Here is a 17,241-nt window from a genome sequence, read left to right on the forward strand (position 1 = left end):
ACACAAGATGAAGGCTTATGCGGGCTTTTTCAAGCCCGCCAGTGGTCGGACATGCCGACCAGCCCTATTTTGAGCGGCTTATATTATGCGGGGCGCTTGTCGATCACTGCGTCGATCAACCCGTATTCCTTGGCGGCTTCAGCGCTCATGAAATTGTCACGGTTGGTATCGCGCTCGATTTCTTCCAGGGTGCGCCCGCTGTGCTTGGCCATCAGCGTGTTGAGACGCTCACGAATGAAGAGGATTTCCTTGGCGTGGATTTCGATGTCCGACGCCTGACCCTGGAAACCGCCCAGTGGCTGGTGAATCATCACGCGCGAGTTCGGCAGGCAGAAACGCTTGCCTTCGGCACCCGCGGTCAGCAGGAAGGCGCCCATGCTGCACGCCTGGCCAATACAGGTGGTCGACACGTTTGGCTTGATGAACTGCATGGTGTCGTAAATCGACATGCCCGCAGTCACCGAACCACCCGGCGAGTTGATGTAGAGATGGATGTCCTTGTCCGGGTTTTCCGCTTCAAGGAACAGCAGCTGCGCACAGATCAGGTTGGCCATGTAGTCCTCTACCGGGCCAACCAGAAAGATCACTCGCTCCTTGAGCAGGCGCGAGTAGATGTCGTAGGCGCGTTCGCCACGAGCGGACTGCTCGACAACCATCGGGACCAGGCCGCCTGCGGCCTGGATATCAGAGTTCTGCTGAATATAGGAATTACGGAACATGCTCTGCAGTTACTCCCAAATAGTCATGTCTTGAAAACGCATAAGCCAGCGCGAGGCTGGCTTATGGTTGAATTTCCAACGAGTTGGACAATCAGTCGGCTTGTGCTGCTTCCGCCGGTTTGACTGCTTCTTCGTAAGAGACCGCTTTATCGGTCACCTTAGCCTTCTGCAGAACAGTATCCACAACTTGTTCTTCCAGCACAACCGAACGTACTTCGTTCATCTGCTGCTCATTCTTGTAGTACCAAGCCACGACCTGCTCAGGCTCCTGGTAGGCCGAAGCCATTTCCTGGATCATTTCGCGAACACGGTCTTCGTCTGGCTTGAGGTCGAACTGCTTGACCACTTCAGCCACGATCAGGCCCAGCACAACGCGGCGCTTGGCTTGCTCTTCGAACAGCTCGGCCGGCAGCTGGTCAGGCTTGATGTTGCCACCAAACTGCTGAACCGCTTGAACGCGCAGGCGGTCCACTTCGTTGGACAGCAGGGCCTTAGGCACTTCGATCGGGTTGGCGGCCAGCAGACCGTCCATGACCTGGTTCTTGACCTTGGACTTGATGGCCTGGCGCAGCTCACGCTCCATGTTCTTGCGAACTTCGGTGCGGAAGCCTTCGATGCCGGTTTCCTTGATGCCGAACTGGGCGAAGAACTCTTCGTTCAGCTCTGGCAGCTTAGGCTCGGAAACGCTGTTGACGGTCACGGTGAACTCGGCGGCTTTGCCAGCCAGGTCCAGGTTCTGGTAGTCAGCAGGGAACGTCAGGTTCAGAACGCGCTCTTCGCCGGCTTTGGCGCCAACCAGGCCGTCTTCGAAACCAGGGATCATGCGATTGGAACCCAGCACCAGCTGAGTGCCCTTGGCGGAGCCGCCAGCGAAGACTTCGCCGTCAACCTTGCCAACGAAATCGATGTTCAGTTGGTCTTCGTTCTGGGCGGCACGGTCGGCCACTTCGAAACGGGTGTTCTGCTTGCGCAGGATTTCCAGCATGTTGTCCAGGTCCGAATCCGCCACTTCGGCGCTCAGACGCTCGATTTCGATACCGTCGAAACCGGCCACTTCAAATTCCGGGAACACTTCGAATACGGCAACGTATTCCAGGTCCTTGCCTGCTTCCAGGGACTTAGGCTCGATCGAAGGCGAGCCAGCCGGGTTCAGCTTTTGCTCGACAACAGCTTCGTAGAAAGAAGCCTGGATCACGTCACCTACAGCTTCCTGGCGCGCATCGGCACCAAAACGACGCTTGATTTCGCTCATCGGCACTTTGCCTGGACGGAAACCAGCGATCTTGGCCTTTTGGGCAGTCTGCTGCAGACGCTTGTTGACCGCAGTCTCGATACGCTCTGCCGGCACGGTGATGCTCAGGCGGCGCTCGAGAGCAGTAGTATTTTCAACAGAAACTTGCATGGATATTCCTCGTTGCACAGACATTAGCCGGCCATTTCCGACCCCAATCAAGGGCATGCATTCTAGTGGGTCAAACTCAAGAAGTCACCCTACTGAAAACACAGCGGAAAACAGCCGGCAATTTATCGGTACGAAAGCACTGAAGTACCTCGCCCCGGTGACAAATACAGCCAAATTGCGCCAGGGCTCTGCGCCGCTCCTCTCTATATATAGAAGGAACAACCATTCATCTCCCTGACGGCCCGCCCTGCGAACAGAACAGGCAAGCAGCGCGGCATCATCGAGATACACAAATACGACGACACGCCCTGCCGGGGCAGCCCAGCACCTGCGACCACCCAATCTCAAACCGCCAAAACCAAAAAAGGCGCCAGACTGTTAAATCTGGCGCCTTTCGAATATGGGGTGGACGAAGGGGATCGAACCCTCGACAACGGGAGTCACAATCCCGTGCTCTACCAACTGAGCTACGCCCACCATATTGCGTTAACAAAGAAACCAAACCACTTCTTTGTTGAGCCCTGCCCCGCCTGACGACCGGGAAAAGCTTTAATTGGTGCGGATGAAGAGACTCGAACTCTTACGCCTCGCGGCGCTGGAACCTAAATCCAGTGTGTCTACCAATTCCACCACATCCGCGCTTGAAGCTCTTAAAGCAAAGGCGCCAGACTGTTAAATCTGGCGCCTTTCAGAATATGGGGTGGACGAAGGGGATCGAACCCTCGACAACGGGAGTCACAATCCCGTGCTCTACCAACTGAGCTACGCCCACCATATAGCGCTACTTGTGCCAAAGCTGCCTAATGGCGCACCCGGCAGGACTCGAACCTGCGACCATCCGCTTAGAAGGCGGATGCTCTATCCAGCTGAGCTACGGGCGCCTTATTAATCTGTACTCTTGGAGGATTACAAACTAAGTGCTTCCAGCCTTGCAGTACAACTATTCTGCTCGACCTTCTTAACCAGTGCTAGGCTGTGCCCGACAAGTGCGACGAATAGTATAGATGCCCCGGAAACCCGTCAAATCTTTTTTGAAAAAAACTGATTTTATTTAAGGGGTTAGGGCAATTTGCAGACCAAGCGCCTTTGCCCTCGCGCCTTGGCATGCGAGAATGCGCGCACTTTTCTTCCCCCTCTCGATGGTTAATCACGCGTAATGACTGCACAACTTATCGACGGCAAATCAATCGCCGCCAGCCTGCGCCAGCAGATCGCCAAACGAGTCACCGAGCGCAGCCAGCAAGGCCTGCGCACGCCTGGCCTCGCGGTGATCCTGGTCGGCAGCGATCCTGCCTCTCAGGTTTATGTCTCGCACAAGCGTAAAGACTGTGAAGAGGTCGGCTTTATTTCCAAGGCCTACGACTTGCCTTCGGACACCACTCAACAGGCCCTGACCGACCTGATTGACAGCCTCAACGATGACCCGGGCATGGACGGCATCCTCCTGCAATTGCCGCTGCCTGAGCACCTGGACGCCTCCAAGCTGCTGGAACGCATCCGCCCGGACAAAGACGTCGACGGTTTCCACCCTTATAACGTCGGCCGCCTGGCCCAACGCATTCCCCTGCTGCGCCCATGCACACCCAAAGGCATCATGACGCTGCTGGAAAGCACCGGTGTCGATCTATATGGTCTGGACGCTGTCGTGGTGGGCGCATCGAACATCGTCGGTCGCCCGATGGCCATGGAACTGCTGCTGGCCGGCTGCACCGTGACCGTAACCCACCGCTTCACCAAGGACCTGGCCGGCCACGTTGGCCGCGCCGACCTGGTGGTGGTCGCTGCTGGCAAGCCGGGGTTGGTCAAAGGTGAATGGATCAAGGAAGGCGCCATCGTCATCGACGTGGGCATCAACCGCCAGGAAGACGGCAAGTTGGTGGGTGACGTGGTGTATGAAACCGCCCTGCCCCGCGCTGGCTGGATCACGCCGGTGCCAGGCGGTGTCGGGCCGATGACCCGGGCGTGCCTGTTGGAAAACACCTTATATGCAGCGGAAACCCTGCACGGTTAATAACCAGGCGTAATGAAAAAGCCCTGCCTTAGCGCATAATGCCGTTCAGTTAAGGCTTTTTGTAGGAGCGAGCAAGCTCGCTCCTATGTATGGACTCGCCCCCACTTTCAACCCGCTTTAAAACATTGGTACCCGGTTGCTTCTATGTATCAGGCCTATCCGAGGAAGCTCCAAACAGCTTCTGGCCAACATTGGATCAGCTCGCGATCTGCCCATTACAAAAAGGCCTCAAGGGCCGGTAGGAGCGCAGGCATCAATTCACGCCGGTCTGACCAGGGGTCAATGTTCGTCAGCACGGGTTGGAGCGGCTAAACGCCCCGGTGGCAGAACTCTGTAAATCCGTGGCTCATCTCAGCCTCCTGACTATTACCTGGCTGACGTCGAAAAGTCTGGTCGTTTTGCAAAAGCCGCCAGAGGATACGCAGGTTGCGGTTGGCCAAACGCACCGCCACCTCCTTGCGCCCTAGGCGAGATACCCAACGCTGTAGCCGCTGGTCGTCGGACTGCTCTGAATCCGGTCGCACCTGTCTTAACACGGCGCGGGCTCCCTGGACCGCCAGGCTGCGCAGATACGCATCACCGTTCTTGCCCATCTTGCCGAGCCGGATTTTTTCTCCGCTGCTGTGCTGGCTGGGCACCAGCCCGAAGTAGGCAGCGAACTGTCGAGCATTTGCGAAGCGTTCAGGCTCAGCCTGCTTGGCCAACAGTGCTGTGACCATGATCGGGCCAACTCCGCGCACCGTCATCAATCGCTTGGCTGTCTCATCGTTCTTCGCCGCTGTTTCGAGCCGACCGGTCAACACGTTGACGCGTTCGCCCAAATGACCACATTCAACTAACAGTTCGGCGATTAGTTCGCGCAGTAAATCGGGTAATGGCTGAGTGGCGTCTTCCAGTATTCGAGGATACGTTGGCTGATGGCCATTTCGCCTTGGGGCATGGAAACTTCCTGCTCCAGGAGTAAGCCACGCATCTGATTACCGACCGCCGTACGTCGCCCTATATATCCCTGCCGAGCCCGATGCAACGCTTGCATTGCAAGCGCCGCAGGCCTTTTGACCGGTACGGCTGATATCGCACAGTCGCGTCCGGCGCGCAGGATCGCCAATGCATCGTTGCGATCATTTTTCGGGCCGCTGCGATGATTGGCCACATGCTGAGAGGGTAGGATGCGAACAGAATTGCCCTGTGCTTGCAGTAATCGCGTCCATGCCTGAGCACCTGGCCCGGTTTCCACCAGCACCGTCACGTTTGCTGGAAGCTTAAGAAAAAAGGTTTGAAAGGCCTCTCGTGACTTAATCCGATCCTCGAATATGACCTGGCCGAGCGCATTCTCACCGGCCACTTGGAAGACCTTTTTGGCAAGGTCTACCGCGACGTTTACGCAAGTAGATACATCGGCTGACAAAGACTGATTGATCATCGTATGCTTTTTCATGGGCTCGCCCTCGCTGTCGTTGGCTTCTATAAGAATGCCACCGTGGCGCATAGACGCCTCGGCTTGGGCGAGTCCATCCAATTACAGAGGGCGCCCCCTCCCACCGTCCGAGCCAAGAATTCATACTTTCATAGATACGTCATGACAAATGTCAACTCAGTATCAGCCGTACCCGATATTAATGTCTCACCTATTAATCGAGAATACGTCGCATGAAACGGGATATCGAAATTTGTAAGACCAGAAGTAAAGCCATCTACACGATAGCTGTTGCCAAAAATAACAGCACCGCCATTCTCCCGTGTAATCCTTAGTCCAACTCCTCGGGCAGTAGATCCTCGATTAAGTGAAACCACGCCTTTACTTTGATCGAGCACTGGGGTAGCTGGCAAAAAACTGTATTTAACAATAGCCACACTATCATCACACTCACTCAACTTAATACTAAACGGAACTGCTTTACTTTCTCCACTGTCAAAATCCGATGAAACATACGTCCCCATATTCACCGCTATAAACTCTGGAGTGCTGCAAGACGAAACAATAGGGCGACTTCCATTTCTAATTTTAATATTGGCGAGCAATCCGAGCGTATTCCCATACCCAGAGCCACCGCGCACCGTACCAATAATGCCTGTCGGCACAACAGTATCATTAGTAAACTCTCCAGCCTTGACCAAGTATAGAGTAAATACCCCAGGCCCCAGCGAGTAGATAGTATTTGACATCAAGCCTGGGCCATAAGGGCGAGTTGCAATGCCTTCAACCTCCGGAGAGCCGGACAAACGAATTCTCCATGATAAACTTTTGCTCCCCAATAGAGGGAAGGTGTTTTCGTTCCCATGCATAGACGCAGGACCATCCTGAATCCCGATTGAATGAGTTATGTTTTTACATAGAAAAAGAACCTCTCCGGCAGAAATCGTTTCCTCATAGATAACTGTCCCCAAAGGTACATCTCTGCCTACCTGAAGATTGTTTGGACCATTAAATGCCAATTCCAACGGCACGCTCACTGGGTTATTTCCACACCTAGGAGTTTCGCCCCCAAATGACAAATCAGATAACACTAGCAACGACACCAACATTATATTTGATACCCGTGCGCCTACCCCCCTAAACATAGAGCTTACAAACCACTCGCACTTCTTCATAATAACTCCACTTACATTTCAGACGCGCATATCACCACGATAATTTCACCTGCGACATAAGATGATCCTTAAATTTGCAGCCCTTTCTAGATCCAGCTATACAATCTGCACCTTTTTTTCGCTCTCCGATGCTAGCCTGCGGCTACAATGCATAGGCTTTATTCGCGCCCTAAGCTAAAGGCGTCTCGGAGAGCACCATAGCGGCGCGGGTGACTGACGCGCCTCGCTGGGCAGCAGCGGGATCGCCGCAGGTGGTGATGGCGAACGCTTGGGCCTTGCCAATGTCTGAGCTCCTCGGTTGAGGCCAGATGCAAAATGGCTTTCGGCAACCACGGGCCATCAGAAGTTGGAAAGCTTGAGCGCGCAGTGATGGGTACAAAATCGCTACAACCTCAACCAATCATCGGCTTAGAGCCTTTATTTAAAGGCTCTCTATCGCTTTCTGATCCATACTCCTAAAATGTAACGTCATTTGTCACAAGATCCGTTCTACAACGGCATTTCCTTACTTTTTAGCGAGTTCATCCGCGTGAAAATTCGTCTTTCTATTGTCAGCCTGTTTTTTGCTTTGACAGGCACCTTCGCCCACGCCGCCGAAACCACCCTGGCCCCGCGTGACGCCTCCAAGCTGCAGATCGCCTCCGGCAGCGCCATGCTGGTCGATTTGCAGACCAATAAAGTCATTTATTCCAGCAACCCCGACGTGGTGGTACCTATCGCCTCGGTGAGCAAGCTGATGACCGGCCTGATCGTCCTCGAAGCCAAGCAGAATATGGACGAGTACATCGACATCAACATCACCGACACGCCCGAGATGAAAGGCGTGTTCTCCCGGGTGAAGATCGGCAGCCAGATGCCGCGCAAGGAAATGCTGCTGATCGCGCTGATGTCCTCGGAAAACCGCGCCGCTGCGAGCCTGGCCCACCATTATCCTGGCGGTTATGCGGCCTTTATCGCGGCGATGAACGCCAAGGCCAAATCCCTGGGCATGACCAGCACCCACTACGTGGAGCCCACCGGCCTGTCGATCCATAACGTCTCGACCGCCCGCGACCTGAGCAAGCTGCTGGCCTATGCGCGCAAATTCCCGATGCTCAGCCAGTTGAGCACCACCAAGGAAAAGACCGTGTCGTTCCGCAAGCCCAACTACACCCTGGGCTTCTCCAACACCGACCACCTGATCAACCGCGCCAACTGGGATATCAAGCTGACCAAGACCGGCTTCACCAACCAGGCCGGCCACTGCCTGGTGCTGGTGACGAGCATGGGCAATCGCCCGGTGTCGCTGGTGATTCTGGATGCCTTTGGCAAGTTCACCCATTTTGCCGATGCCAGCCGTATTCGTAGTTGGGTCGAAACTGGCAAAGGCGGCGCAGTGCCGGATGTGGCGCTGCGTTACAAGGCTGATAAAAACCTCAAGAATCGAGCGACCGCTGCGGAAGTACGTCGATAAACAGCGATTTTAGTGTGGGAGCGGGCTTGCTCGCGAATGCGCAGTGTCAGTCGCTGAATGCTTAGGCTGACCCACCGCATTCGCGAGCAAGCCCGCTCCCACATTATTTGAGTTTCACTTCTTCTCTGCCAACACCTTGAGCGCTTGGGCTGCTGCCTGCTCCTGCCCCGCCTGCGCCGTGGCATTGGCCGCATCGCGCCAGCGTTGCGCGTCCACATTGGCGGGCAACTGGCTCGGGCGCTGGGTCAGGATGGCCCAATGGCCCGCGCCCTTCCACGCCGACTCAAAGTCGCTGAAGCTCATGCTCAGGCGGCGCTCATTGCCTGAGCGCAACAGCACCGTACTCTTCTGCTGGTTGAACCCCACCACCACGACATAACGCGCTCCGGACCAATAGCCGGCGTTGATCCGCGCCATCACCGGGTAACCCGCCGCTACCTGGGCCAGCACGGCGGTCAGCTTGGCGTCCAATGGGTACACCATCAGCCCGTACTCGCGCGCCAGCACCTGCATATTGCGCTCAAGGTCGGCCTCGGCACCGGGCAGGCGCAGCGGCTTATCAAGCAAACCCGGTGTCATGACAATGCCTTGTTGCGACAGCATGCTGGCAAGTGCTGTAGGACCGCTCTGATACGCCTCGCTGCGAAAGGTCGGCACGCCATTGAGTTCAACGCGCTCCGGCAAGCCTGGCAGTTTCGACGGTGTGTTGCTGGAACAGGCCGCCAACCCGAGGGCAACGGCCAGTAGCAAGGAAGTTTTAAGGTTCGACCGTAAGCGCAATTTTTTCACTCTCTTGATCAACTGCCAGTAAAGGCCCCGATCATAGCCCAATCGCGCTTTCTCTATCCCGTAGGAGCGAGCTTGCTCGCGAAAAACTTGGGGGCGCCGCGTTTATTCAGGAAGCCTGCGTCATCGTTGACGTTTTTCGCGAGCGGGGTCGCGCAAGACGTCTATATCCGACGCGTGCAATAAAGCGGTGACGATAGAGCAAACAAGTTGGACAGACTCGACCATTGGTCAATAGCAGGCAACCGTCAGCTGACTAGACTGTCCATTGAGAAGACTGTGTGTGCCCCAAGTGGGCGAAAGGAGGCCCGAATGAGCCTTGCGACAACGATTTTCCTGTTGATCTGTGGTTGGCTGGCCGTCGCCGCCGCCATGCTGTGGGGGGTCATGCGCGTGACGCGCCGGCATCATCACCCCCACGTCAAACCTGCTGAACCCGCCGAGCCGCGCAAGGCGACGGCGCATCACGCCTAGCCAGGCATGCAATTGAAGTCCTGGGTTGCGGCAATTTCCTTGGCGTGGCCGTCCTCAAGGGACGCGCGCACCGTGGTGCCCAGGCTCGACTCCACCAGGGTGTAGTGCTCACCCGCTTTGAAATGCTTGTACTCGATGCGGCCCTGGCAGTCCTGCTGGTTGTCGTCACCCGGTTCGTCTTCAAATAAGGTCACGTCCAGGCGATGGTCCCCCGGGGTCACTTCAAAATAGCGCCCATCGTCCACGCGCTTGCCATCGACACGCTCGGCCATCAGGTCATTCGGCGCTTCTTCCTGCAAGCCGATCCAGGCTTGGCTGGGGTCCGCCTTGGGGATTGGGCCAGCGCATGCCGACAGTAAGCAGACAAAGCCAAGAACGGGAACTAACAACAGTGGTTTAAGTGACATGACAGGACTCCAAAGGGCATGAATGAAAAGGTCGTATCCGATGGCTGACAAGCTTGATCAGCCGCCCTTCCTGGAACAAATGAATCCCTATGAAAGGATCTTCAGCCGTTAACTAAAACTTCCTTCACCTGGCTGAAAGGTGCGTGTTAGGTGGGTCGGGCAAGACTGCCGGGGGTTGCAATTCTGCTCTTCTCGGAGACTCACGCATGCTCGGGCTGGTAAAGACCGCACTGCACAAGCCGTACACCTTCATCGTGCTGGCTATATTCATCTGCATCATCGGGCCGATGGCGGCCCTGCGCACGCCCACGGATGTTTTTCCCGATATCGGCATTCCCGTGGTCGCCGTGGTTTGGCAGTACAACGGCCTGTCCCCGGACGCCATGGCCGGCCGGGTGATCTACACCTACGAACGCTCCCTGAGCACCACCGTCAACGACATCGAACATATCGAGTCGCAATCGTTGCCCGGCATGGGCATCGTCAAAATCTTCTTCCAACCTGGCGTGGATATCCGTACCGCCAATGCCCAGGTCACGGCGGTGTCACAAACCGTGCTCAAGCAAATGCCACCGGGCATCACCCCGCCGCTGATCCTCAACTACAGCGCCTCCACGGTGCCGATCCTGCAAATGGCGTTCTCCAGCCCCAGCCTTTCGGAAGCCAGAATTCGCGACCTGGTGCAAAACAACATCCGCCTGCCCTTGAGCGCCCTGCCCGGCCTGGCCATGCCTACACCGATGGGCGGCAAGCAACGGCAGATTACGCTGGACCTCGACCCCCAAGCCCTCGCCGCCAAAGGCTTGTCGGCCCAGGATGTGGGCAATGCCTTGGCGTTGCAGAACCAGATCATCCCGGTGGGCACCGCCAAGCTGGGGCCCAACGAATACACGATCCTGCTCAACAACAGCCCCAAGGCCATCGATGAGCTCAACGACTTGCCGATCAAGACCGTCGACGGTGCGCTGATCACCATCGGCCAAGTGGCCCATGTGCGCGACGGTTCACCGCCGCAAACCAACATCGTGCGGGTCGACGGCCATCGCGCCGTGCTGATGCCGGCGCTGAAAAACGGCAGCATCTCCACGCTGTCGATCATCGACGGTATCCGCCAGATGCTGCCGCGCATCAACGAAACCCTGCCGCCGTCATTGAAAACCTCGCTGCTGGGCGATGCCTCGGTATTTGTCAAACAGTCGGTGGGCAGCGTGGCCCAGGAAGGCATCATTGCCGCATTGCTCACCAGTGCGATGATCCTGCTGTTTCTCGGCAGTTGGCGCTCGACCTTAATCATCGCCGCCTCGATTCCCCTGGCGGTGCTTTCGGCCATCGCGCTATTGGCCGTCAGTGGGCAAACCCTCAACGTCATGACGCTGGGCGGGCTGGCGTTGGCCGTGGGCATCCTGGTGGATGACGCCACGGTGACCATCGAAAACATCAACTGGCACCTGGAACAAGGCAAGGCGGTGAAGACCGCGATTCTCGACGGCGCCGCGCAAATCGTCGGCCCGGCGTTCGTCTCGCTGCTGTGCATTTGCATCGTGTTCGTGCCGATGTTTTTGCTGCAAGGCATCGCCGGTTACCTGTTCCGGCCCATGGCGCTGGCGGTGATCTTCGCCATGGCCAGTTCGTTCATCCTCTCGCGCACCCTGGTGCCGACACTGGCGATGTTTTTGCTCAAACCGCATAGGCCCGAGCCTGGCGCGGGGCATCATCCGGAAGATGCATTCATCAACCACCACGAGGGTGAACAGCACCCGAAACCGCGCAATGCGTTGCTGCAATCGGTGCTTAATTTTCAGCAGGGGTTCGAGCGGCACTTTTCCAATGTCCGCGACACCTACCATGGCCTGCTGACGCTGGCATTGGGCGCACGCAAGCGCTTCATTGTCGGGTTCCTGGCGTGCGTATTGGCGTCGTTCCTGCTGTTGCCGAGCCTGGGCCAAGACTTTTTCCCGGCCACCGATGCGGGTGCCTTGGCGCTGCATGTGCGCTTGCCCCTGGGCACACGCATCGAGGAAAGCGCCGCGGCGTTCGACCGCATCGAAGCGCGGATCCGCGAGGTCATCCCCGCCGAAGAACTGGACACCATTGTCGACAATATCGGCATTCCGCTCAGCGGCATCGACATGGCCTACAGCAGCAGCGGCACCATCGGCCCGCAGGATGGCGATATTCAAGTCAGCTTGAAAACGCACCACGCACCCACCGCCGACTATGTGAAAAAACTGCGCGAAGCCCTGCCGCAAAGTTTCCCCGGCAGCCACTTTGCGTTCCTGCCCGCTGACATCAGCAGCCAGATCCTCAACTTCGGCGCCCCCGCCCCGCTGGACGTCAAAATCTCCGGGCGCAGTGACGCAGACAACCGCGCCTATGCCGTCGAGCTTGAACGGCGCCTGCAGCATGTACCGGGCATTGCCGACCTGCGGATCCAGCAGTCCACCGGCTACCCCTCGCTGCAAGTAAACGTGGACCGTATGCGCGCCAATGGCCTGGGTATCACCGAGCGTGACGTCACCAACAGCATGGTCGCCTCCCTCGCCGGCAGCTCACAAACCGCGCCGACCTTCTGGCTCAACCCGGCCAACGGCGTGTCTTACTCCATCGTCGCGGCCACCCCGCAATACCGCCTCGACAGCCTGCCGTCCCTGGAAGCGCTGCCGGTGACGGGGGCCAATGGGCAGGCGCAAATCCTCGGCGGCGTGGCAACCATCTCCCGGGTACAAAGCCCCGCCGTGGTGACCCACTACAACATCGAACCGACCCTGGACCTGTACGCCAACGTGCAAGGTCGCGACCTCGGCGGTGTGGCCCGCGATGTGCAAAAAGTGCTGGATGACACGGCGTCCATGCGCCCCAAAGGCGCGACCATCAGCCTGCACGGGCAGATCGATGCGCTGCATGAGGCGTTCAGTGGTTTGAGCTTCGGGTTGCTCGGCGCGGTGGTGCTGATCTATCTGCTGATCGTGGTCAACTTCCAGTCGTGGGCCGACCCCTTCGTGATCATCACGGCGCTGCCGGCTGCATTGGCGGGCATCGTATGGATGCTGTTCCTCAGCGGCACCTCGTTGTCGGTGCCAGCACTCACCGGTGCCATCTTGTGCATGGGCGTGGCGACCGCCAACTCGATCCTGGTGGTGAGCTTCTGCCGAGAGCGCCTGGCCGAACATGGTGATGCGTTGAAAGCCGCGCTGGAAGCCGGCTATACGCGCTTTCGTCCGGTGTGCATGACCGCCCTGGCAATGATCATCGGCATGCTGCCCCTGGCGATTTCCGAGGAACAGAACGCCCCGCTCGGCCGGGCGGTCATCGGCGGCTTGATCTTCGCCACCATCGCCACTTTGTTGTTTGTTCCCGTGGTCTTCAGCCTGGTCCACGGCCGTCATCCTACTCGCGCAACTGCTGGAGAAACGCCCCATGTCGCCTGATCAAAAACCCTCGCGCAAGCGCCTGATGCTCCTGGGTGTCGGTGGCCTGACGTTGGCTGCCCTGTTGGTCGCCAGCGGCCTGCACGCGCGTACGCTGCACGAGCAATCAGTCACTGCCTGGACCGAAGCCGCCGCCGTCCCCCAGGTGATGGTGTTCCAACCCAAGCCAAACGCCGCCGGCGACACCCTGCGCCTGCCCGCCCACCTGGAGGCATGGAGCCAGGCGGCGATCCATGCACGGGTCAGCGGCTACTTGAAGGACTGGAAAGTCGACATCGGCGCCCAGGTCAAGGCCGGGCAACTCCTCGCCGAAATCGACAGCCCCGACCTCGACCAACAACTGGCCCAGGCCCATGCGCGCCTGATCCAGCAACAAGCCAATGCACACCTGGCAGCCACCACGGCGACCCGCTGGCAAAACCTGCTGGCGAGCCATTCGGTATCGCGCCAGGACGCCGATGAGAAAACCTCCAATGCCGCAGCCGCCAAGGCCGACACCGAAGCTGCCGCAGCAGACTATGCGCGACTGTGCGCCCTGGAAAGCTACAAGACCCTTCGCGCGCCGTTCGCCGGCACCATCACCGCCCGCAACACGGACATCGGCCAGTTGATCAAGGCCGATAACGCCAGCGATCCGGAACTGTTCAACATTGCCGACACCCACCAACTGCGTTTGTATGTGCCGGTGCCGCAGAACTATGCAGCGGTCATCCATACAGGCCTTGAGGCCGAACTGACCGTCCCCGAGCACCCCGGTGAGCATTTCAAGGCGCGCCTGATCGGTGACTCCACCGCCATCGACCGCCGCTCCGGCACCCTGCTCGCCCAGTTCGTCGCCGACAACCCCAACGGCGAACTGCTGCCGGGCGATTACGCCGAAGTCACCCTGCCGATTCCGGCCGACACCCATGGCGTGAGCATCCCGGCCAGCGCCTTGATCTTCCGTGCCCAGGGTACCCAGGTTGCCGTGCTGGACGGGCGCAACCATGTGCATCTGCAAGACATTCATATAGGCCTGGACCTCGGCGAGCGCCTGGTGATCGACCAGGGCCTGAAGCCTGCTGACCGTATCATCGACAACCCGCCCGACGCCCTGCGTGAAGGCGACCCGGTGCAACTGGCTGACGCCTCGGGAGGTGCCCATGCGCCCAAGGCTTAAATCGCTGGCAGCGTTGATGCTGCTGGCGTTGCAGGGTTGCTCGATGGCGCCCACCTATACAGTGCCGTCGGTTGACCTGCCCGCGAACTACCGTGAACAAACCAGCGATGGCCCCTGGCACAGCGCGCAACCGTCGGACCAACTGGCGCCCCAGTGGTGGCAGCTTTACAACGATTCGCGCCTGAACGGGCTGCAACAGCAACTGCTCAAGGCCAACCCGGACCTGGCCGCGGCGCTGGCGCACTTCGATGCGTCCCAGGCCTATGCCAGTCAACTGCACGCGGGCCTTTTTCCGCAAATCACCGCCAGCGCGCAACCGCTGCGCCAACGCCAATCGGATTCACGACCGTTGCGCGGCACTACACAGCCGTCGGTGTACAACAGCAATACCGCTGGGTTCTCCCTGGGTTACGACCTCGACCTGTGGGGCAGAATCCGCAATCAGGTCGCTGCGGGCGATGCCCAGGCGCAAGCGTCCTTTGATGATCTGGCGGTGGTGCGCTTGAGCCTGCAACAGCAGTTGGCGAGCCTGTATGTGCAGCTCAATGGGCTGGATGCACAGGGCCGAATCCTCAACACGTCGTTGCAGGACTTCAGCAAAGCGCTGCAACTGACCCGCAGCCGTTATGAAGGCCAGATTGCGTCGGAACTGGACCTGACCCGCGCACAAAACCAACTGGCCGAAGCCAAGGCGCAGCTGGATGAAGTGCGTGGTCAACGCAACCTCGCCGAGCATGCCATCGGCGAATTGGTGGGCGTGACGGCCAGTGATTTTTCACTGCCGCCCAGCTCGCAGTTAATGGCGTTGCCCGGCATTCCAGCGCAGTTGCCCAGCCACCTGCTGCAGCGTCGCCCGGACATTGCCGCCGCTGAACGTCGCGTGTTTGCAGCCAACGCGACGATCGGCGTGGCCAAGGCGGCATGGTTTCCGGATTTCAGTTTGACCGGTGTGCTGGGCGGGCAGACCCAAGGCGTCGGCAACCTGCTGTCCGCCGGCAACCGGTACTGGGCGCTGGGGCCACTGATGAACCTGCCGATCTTCGACGGCGGGCGCTTGAGCGCCAATGAGCGCCAGGCCAAGGCCGAGTTCGAGGAGGCCTCGGCACAGTACCGTAGCCACGTATTGAAAGCCGTGCGCGAGGTGGAAGATAACCTCGCGCAACTGCGGGATTTGCAGCAGCAAGCCGAGGACGAGCAAGCGGCGGCAGAGGCAGCGCAACATACCCAGGCCTTGGCGATGAACAGCTATCAGGCCGGGGCGGTGAGTTACCTGGATGTGGTCACCGCCCAAACCGCCGCGTTGCAGGCACAGCGAACGTTGCAGGCGGTGCAGACCCGGCAGTTGCAAGCAAGCGTGGGACTGTTGACCGCACTCGGCGGCGGCTGGCAGCCGGGCTAATACCCACTGATCGTTCCCACGCTCTGCGTGGGAACGCCGCTCAGGACGCTCTGCGTCTGCCCTTAAAATCGTGACGCGGAGCGTCACAGGGTGCATTCCCACGCGGAGCGTGGGAACGATCAGGCCGCGAGTTTGCCGCTGGCGATGGCCGCTGAAGCGGCCAGCATGGCGCGCAACAACACCGCACACCCTGCCGCCAGGTCATCCGGCGCGGCATTTTCGATTTCGTTGTGGCTGATGCCGCCTTCACACGGCACAAAGATCATCCCCGCCGGGCCCAGTTCAGCCACGAAGATCGCGTCGTGCCCTGCCCCGCTGACGATGTCCAGGTTCGACAAGCCCAAGCCATTGGCGGCATCGCGCACTGCATCCACACAGCCTTTGTCAAAGTACAGCGGCGGGAAGTCCGCCGTGGGCTGCAGGTCGAAACTCAAGCCATGTTTGGCGCAGGTGTCCTCGATCACCTGGCGCACCTGGGCAATCATCGAGTCCAGCCGTGCCGGTTCCAGGTGACGAAAATCCAGGGTCATGCGTACTTCACCGGGAATCACGTTGCGCGATCCCGGATACGCTTGCAGGCAACCCACCGTGCCGCATGCGTGGGGCTGGTGCGCCAACGCCGCCGCGTTCACGGCGGCCACCACCGCCGCCGCACCTACCAAGGCGTCCTTGCGCAAGTGCATGGGCGTAGGGCCCGCATGGGCCTCAACACCGCGCAGCTTCAGGTCAAACCACTTTTGCCCGAGGGCGCCGAGCACCACGCCGATGGTTTTGTGTTCATCCTCCAGAATCGGCCCTTGTTCGATATGGGCCTCGAAATACGCGCCGACCTTATGCCCGCTGACCGGCCGCGTTCCCGCATAGCCAATCGCGTTCAACGCCTCCCCCACGCTGACCCCATCGGCATCCACTTTGGCCAGGGTATCGGCCAGGGTGAACTTCTCGGCAAACACCCCTGAGCCCATCATGCACGGCGGGAAGCGCGAGCCTTCTTCGTTGGTCCATACCACCACTTCCAGCGGCGCCTCGGTTTCCACCTTGAGGTCGTTAAGGGTGCGCAGCACTTCCACACCGGCCAGCACGCCGAAGCAACCGTCGAACTTGCCGCCCGTGGGCTGGGTGTCGATATGGCTGCCGGTCATCACTGGCGGCAGGTCGGGATTGCGGCCGGGGCGACGCGCAAAGATATTGCCGATGCCGTCGATGGTCACGGTGCAACCGGCCGCTTCGCACCACTGCACGAAGAGATCGCGAGCCTTGCGGTCGAGGTCGGTGAGGGCCAGGCGGCACACACCGCCCTTGGGGGTGGCACCGAGTTTGGCCAGGTCCATCAGCGACTGCCACAGACGGTCGCGGTTGATGTGCTGATGGGTCGATTGCAGAACGTCGAGGGCAGCGTTCATGGGGGTCT

12 protein-coding genes, 4 tRNA genes and 1 pseudogene are annotated in these 17,241 nt (G+C 59.0%); 6 read left to right on the forward strand and 11 right to left on the reverse strand.

What is annotated here, in order from left to right; translation table 11 throughout:
• Positions 1 to 83 precede the first annotated feature (83 nt).
• The 6 genes from clpP to ACWHXD_RS18440 form a co-directional block, all read right to left on the reverse strand.
• A complete protein-coding gene (gene clpP, locus ACWHXD_RS18415) occupies positions 84 to 719 on the reverse strand; it encodes an ATP-dependent Clp endopeptidase proteolytic subunit ClpP (protein WP_003192255.1) in 636 nt (211 codons plus the stop codon).
• A 91-nt stretch (positions 720 to 810) separates the two neighbouring features.
• Positions 811 to 2,121 (reverse strand): trigger factor, encoded by a 1,311-nt coding sequence (gene tig, locus ACWHXD_RS18420; protein ID WP_014718988.1) that lies wholly within the window; start codon positions 2,119 to 2,121, stop codon positions 811 to 813.
• A 401-nt stretch (positions 2,122 to 2,522) separates the two neighbouring features.
• Positions 2,523 to 2,598: transfer RNA gene (locus ACWHXD_RS18425), tRNA-His, on the reverse strand.
• A 77-nt stretch (positions 2,599 to 2,675) separates the two neighbouring features.
• Positions 2,676 to 2,760 (reverse strand) — tRNA-Leu (locus ACWHXD_RS18430).
• 57 nt (positions 2,761 to 2,817) lie between these two features.
• A tRNA-His gene (locus ACWHXD_RS18435) sits at positions 2,818 to 2,893 on the reverse strand.
• A gap of 32 nt (positions 2,894 to 2,925) precedes the next feature.
• Positions 2,926 to 3,002 (reverse strand) — tRNA-Arg (locus tag ACWHXD_RS18440).
• 275 nt (positions 3,003 to 3,277) lie between these two features.
• On the opposite strand from ACWHXD_RS18440, the gene folD reads away from it, so the two are divergent.
• Positions 3,278 to 4,132 carry a bifunctional methylenetetrahydrofolate dehydrogenase/methenyltetrahydrofolate cyclohydrolase FolD gene (folD, locus tag ACWHXD_RS18445; protein WP_003192259.1) on the forward strand — a complete coding sequence of 285 codons (855 nt, stop codon included), beginning with the start codon at positions 3,278 to 3,280 and terminating at the stop codon, positions 4,130 to 4,132.
• 308 nt (positions 4,133 to 4,440) lie between these two features.
• On the opposite strand, the pseudogene ACWHXD_RS18450 reads toward folD, so the two are convergent.
• Both ACWHXD_RS18450 and ACWHXD_RS18455 read right to left on the reverse strand, forming a co-directional pair.
• Positions 4,441 to 5,570, reverse strand: a pseudogene (locus ACWHXD_RS18450) (IS110 family RNA-guided transposase).
• A 128-nt stretch (positions 5,571 to 5,698) separates the two neighbouring features.
• Positions 5,699 to 6,586, reverse strand: coding sequence for a fimbrial protein (locus ACWHXD_RS18455; protein WP_161952170.1), 888 nt, complete (start codon positions 6,584 to 6,586; stop codon positions 5,699 to 5,701).
• A gap of 667 nt (positions 6,587 to 7,253) precedes the next feature.
• Between ACWHXD_RS18455 and pbpG the strand changes: the two genes are divergently transcribed.
• On the forward strand, positions 7,254 to 8,177 hold the full coding sequence (gene pbpG / locus ACWHXD_RS18460; protein ID WP_098952661.1) for a D-alanyl-D-alanine endopeptidase: 924 nt from the start codon (positions 7,254 to 7,256) through the stop codon (positions 8,175 to 8,177).
• Positions 8,178 to 8,291: 114 nt separating this feature from the next.
• Here pbpG and ACWHXD_RS18465 read toward each other — a convergent pair whose 3' ends face one another.
• Positions 8,292 to 8,957, reverse strand: coding sequence for a C39 family peptidase (locus ACWHXD_RS18465; protein ID WP_138763094.1), 666 nt, complete (start codon positions 8,955 to 8,957; stop codon positions 8,292 to 8,294).
• Positions 8,958 to 9,275: 318 nt separating this feature from the next.
• On the opposite strand from ACWHXD_RS18465, the gene ACWHXD_RS18470 reads away from it, so the two are divergent.
• Positions 9,276 to 9,437, forward strand: coding sequence for a hypothetical protein (locus tag ACWHXD_RS18470; protein WP_164692270.1), 162 nt, complete (start codon positions 9,276 to 9,278; stop codon positions 9,435 to 9,437).
• Here ACWHXD_RS18470 and ACWHXD_RS18475 read toward each other — a convergent pair.
• A complete protein-coding gene (locus ACWHXD_RS18475) occupies positions 9,434 to 9,844 on the reverse strand; it encodes a PA0061/PA0062 family lipoprotein (protein WP_138763093.1) in 411 nt (136 codons plus the stop codon). The two genes, ACWHXD_RS18470 and ACWHXD_RS18475, sit on opposite strands and share 4 nt — an antisense overlap.
• Positions 9,845 to 10,050: 206 nt before the next feature.
• On the opposite strand from ACWHXD_RS18475, the gene ACWHXD_RS18480 reads away from it, so the two are divergent.
• The 3 genes from ACWHXD_RS18480 to ACWHXD_RS18490 are packed head-to-tail and all read left to right on the forward strand — an operon-like array spanning position 10,051 to position 15,830.
• Complete coding sequence (locus ACWHXD_RS18480) at positions 10,051 to 13,272, forward strand: efflux RND transporter permease subunit (protein ID WP_138763092.1); 3,222 nt, start codon at positions 10,051 to 10,053, stop codon at positions 13,270 to 13,272.
• Positions 13,262 to 14,431, forward strand: a complete 1,170-nt coding sequence (locus tag ACWHXD_RS18485) for an efflux RND transporter periplasmic adaptor subunit (protein ID WP_032896507.1) — start codon at positions 13,262 to 13,264, stop codon at positions 14,429 to 14,431. The genes ACWHXD_RS18480 and ACWHXD_RS18485 overlap by 11 nt, the downstream gene beginning before the upstream one ends.
• Positions 14,415 to 15,830, forward strand: coding sequence for an efflux transporter outer membrane subunit (locus tag ACWHXD_RS18490; protein ID WP_138763091.1), 1,416 nt, complete (start codon positions 14,415 to 14,417; stop codon positions 15,828 to 15,830). Before ACWHXD_RS18485 ends, ACWHXD_RS18490 begins: the two co-directional genes overlap by 17 nt.
• Before the next feature lie 119 nt (positions 15,831 to 15,949).
• On the opposite strand, the gene ACWHXD_RS18495 is transcribed toward ACWHXD_RS18490, so the two are convergent.
• Positions 15,950 to 17,233 carry a Zn-dependent hydrolase gene (locus ACWHXD_RS18495; protein ID WP_032896503.1) on the reverse strand — a complete coding sequence of 428 codons (1,284 nt, stop codon included), beginning with the start codon at positions 17,231 to 17,233 and terminating at the stop codon, positions 15,950 to 15,952.
• Positions 17,234 to 17,241 lie beyond the last annotated feature (8 nt).

Source organism: Pseudomonas fjordensis (genome assembly GCF_976987115.1).

Bases quoted from the DNA above. Each gene is read 5' to 3' on its own strand.
- ACWHXD_RS18475 (WP_138763093.1), bottom strand. From the start codon at position 9,844: ATGTCACTTAAACCACTGTTGTTAGTTCCCGTTCTTGGCTTTGTCTGC.
- ACWHXD_RS18485 (WP_032896507.1), top strand. From the start codon at position 13,262: ATGTCGCCTGATCAAAAACCCTCGCGCAAGCGCCTGATGCTCCTGGGT.
- ACWHXD_RS18495 (WP_032896503.1), bottom strand. From the start codon at position 17,233: ATGAACGCTGCCCTCGACGTTCTGCAATCGACCCATCAGCACATCAAC.
- ACWHXD_RS18480 (WP_138763092.1), top strand. From the start codon at position 10,051: ATGCTCGGGCTGGTAAAGACCGCACTGCACAAGCCGTACACCTTCATC.
- clpP (WP_003192255.1), bottom strand. From the start codon at position 719: ATGTTCCGTAATTCCTATATTCAGCAGAACTCTGATATCCAGGCCGCA.
- ACWHXD_RS18490 (WP_138763091.1), top strand. From the start codon at position 14,415: ATGCGCCCAAGGCTTAAATCGCTGGCAGCGTTGATGCTGCTGGCGTTG.
- tig (WP_014718988.1), bottom strand. From the start codon at position 2,121: ATGCAAGTTTCTGTTGAAAATACTACTGCTCTCGAGCGCCGCCTGAGC.
- folD (WP_003192259.1), top strand. From the start codon at position 3,278: ATGACTGCACAACTTATCGACGGCAAATCAATCGCCGCCAGCCTGCGC.
- ACWHXD_RS18470 (WP_164692270.1), top strand. From the start codon at position 9,276: ATGAGCCTTGCGACAACGATTTTCCTGTTGATCTGTGGTTGGCTGGCC.